General features: G+C 69.2%; 2 protein-coding genes. Both read right to left on the bottom strand.

The window, feature by feature from the left end:
* Positions 1 to 117: 117 nt before the first annotated feature.
* Complete coding sequence (locus GWK61_RS60430) at positions 118 to 2013, bottom strand: cell wall-binding repeat-containing protein (RefSeq protein WP_194922199.1); 1896 nt, start codon at positions 2011 to 2013, stop codon at positions 118 to 120.
* A gap of 103 nt (positions 2014 to 2116) precedes the next feature.
* The coding region (locus GWK61_RS54005) for a benzoate/H(+) symporter BenE family transporter (RefSeq protein ID WP_194922198.1) at positions 2117 to 2433 on the bottom strand (317 nt) is incomplete at its 5' end.

Below are 2433 nucleotides of genomic sequence, written 5' to 3'. Positions count from 1 at the left end.
GTTCAGGATAGCCGGTTCGGGGCGGTGGTCACTGTGGGTAGTCGGCGGGATGGCGAGAGGGCGACGACGCCGGGTGGCGTCGTCGCCCTCTGGGGGAACGTGGTGTTCGGCGTCGGCCTAGCGGGGGCCGGTGTGGGCGGAGGGGTTGTTCTCCGCGAACTCCCACTGGCCGGGCTGGCTGATGAGCTCGCCGACCTGGTTCTGCTGGTCCGCGGTGATGACCGCGGGGCCGCCGAACAGGATGGCGTCCGAGACCGAGCCCGAGGCGCTGCGCAGGTAGTCCTCCGTCTCGCTGGGCAGCCCGGTGGGACCGGTCAGCAGCAGCGGGCCGCCGACACTGCCGGCGAGCGCGCCACCGGCCAGCGCGTCGGGGAAGTTGAAGCCGGTCGCGATCCCGACAACCTGCGGGCCGCCGAAGAACGTGTGCGCCACGATCGCGGCGGTCACGAACCGGTTCGCGCCGTAGACCTGCGCCGCCGACATCCGCACCGAGTTCAGCGCACTGACCGCCTCGCCGCCGACGCCGTACACGGTCCGCTGCGGCACCGCGTTCAGGAACGCCTGAGTCTCCGACGGCATCTTCGTGTCGGAGGTGAGCACGACGACGGTGTTCGGCCGCGAACCCGCCACCGCGCCGGCCGCGAGCGCGTCGGGGAAGTTGAGCCCGGTCGCGGCGAGGATGGTGACGGGGTTGTGCGTGTAGTCCGGGACGATCGTCTCGGCGATGTCGACCGCGGTCTCGAACCGGTCCTGCCCGCCGATGCGCGTCGGCCGGAACCCGGCCGCCGCGACCTGGTTGAAGGTGTTCGCCGAGATCGCCTTCGTCTGCCCCAGCACGTACACGAACGAGCCCGGCTTCAGGACCCGCTTGAGCTCGGCCAGCGTCCGGCCGTCGAGGTTCCCGGTCGGCGTCAGCAGCAGCGGCCCGTGGAACCGCGCGGCGAGCGCCGACCCGGCCAGCGCGTCGGCGAAGATGTCCTGCCGCGCCAGGACGACGACGTTCGCCTGCTGGTTCCCGTAGGACCAGCCCGAGACCTGGTTCGCGGTGCCGATGCGGTCGGGACCGTCCAGGCGCTCGACGAGGTTGACCGGGTTGGCGGCGGACGGCGGCTGCGACATGTTCGCAGTGGGTTGCCAGGAGAGCCGGCCGTTGTCGCTGGGGCTGAGGGCGTTCTCCTTCGCCCCCGGCGAGGGCGCCATGGTCATGATCTCGCCGTTGACGGTGTTGTCGAACGCGATGGTGCCGCCGTCCGGAGACCACACAGGACGGTCGTTGCTGACGTTCGTGCCGGCGTCCTTGGTCAGCTGAGTGAGGTTCGAGCCGTCGACCCCGATGGACCAGATCTGCAGGCCCGGCTTGGGGTACTGGTGGTCCAGCTGCGAGAAGACGACCGTCTTCGCATCAGGAGAGAGCGAAGGGTTGTGACCACCGCCGGAGTTCAGAACGAAGTGCTGGCTGTCCGAGTAACCGTTGTAGACCCAGATTCCGGGCGTGTTCGTCCTGCCGTCTATGCGCTGGAATACGAGCACGCCGTTCGCGCCGCCCTGAGGAGCGGAATCCTGGTCGCCCTGCTGGTGCCCGGCACTGAGCACTACTGGCGCGGTACCACCGAGGCTCGGGACCTTGTAGAGGTTCCCGTTCCGCGCGTAGACGAGGAAGCTGCCACCGTTCATCCACGTCGGGTGCGAGTCAGTGCTCAGGCCCGACGCCACGACTATGGGATCGGTGCCGTCGTACCGAGCCGAGATCAGGCCGCCGTGCTCGTCGATGTAGGCGACGCGGCTTCCGTCCGGTGCCCACTCCGCCCCAGCGACCGCCTGAGACGGCATGCTCTCGGCCGTGGTGCCGCCCGCGGCGATGAAGTGCAGCTGGTTGTCGCCAGTCGAGACCGTCAGCTTCCCATTGAGGCCAGGGAACGTGGCCGGCGTGACGCCCGCGTGGGCTGGCACCGCCAAAGAAGTGGCGGCGGCGAGGGCTGTCGCGGCGGCTGCCGTGAGCTTCTTTGCGGACACCTTGCTTCTCCCCTTGGTAGATCTGGGTGCTGAGATCCGACGTGCCAGCTTATCCATCTGGGGTCTTGGGGTCCACCCTGTGGTAGCTGGTGGTTGCGATCGGTCACGCGTTGTTCACTTGATGGCTTCGGAACTGGGATGTTGCCAGGAGCGCCAGGCCTACGAGGAGGCCCCAGAAGGCCGCTCCGATGCCTGCGACGGTGATGCCGGAGGCGGTGGTGACGAATGCGGCTGCGGCTGGTTCGCGGTAGCGGGTTTCGGTGAGAGCGGTGGTCAGGGCGCCGCCTAGGGCCGGGAGGAGCGCTAGGCCTGCGACGCCTTCGATCAGGAGGGGTGGCGCTGCTATCAGGAGGGCTGTGGCTGCTGCGGCGGCGAGGCCGAGGACGACGTACAGCGCGCCGGCGGTGGTGGCGGCTATCC

It is taken from the genome of Catenulispora rubra, assembly GCF_015356825.1.
GTDB lineage: Bacteria > Actinomycetota > Actinomycetes > Streptomycetales > Catenulisporaceae > Catenulispora > Catenulispora rubra.
Note: the sequence above shows the minus strand (reverse complement) of the source record. Positions and strands in the feature narration are given on the sequence as shown.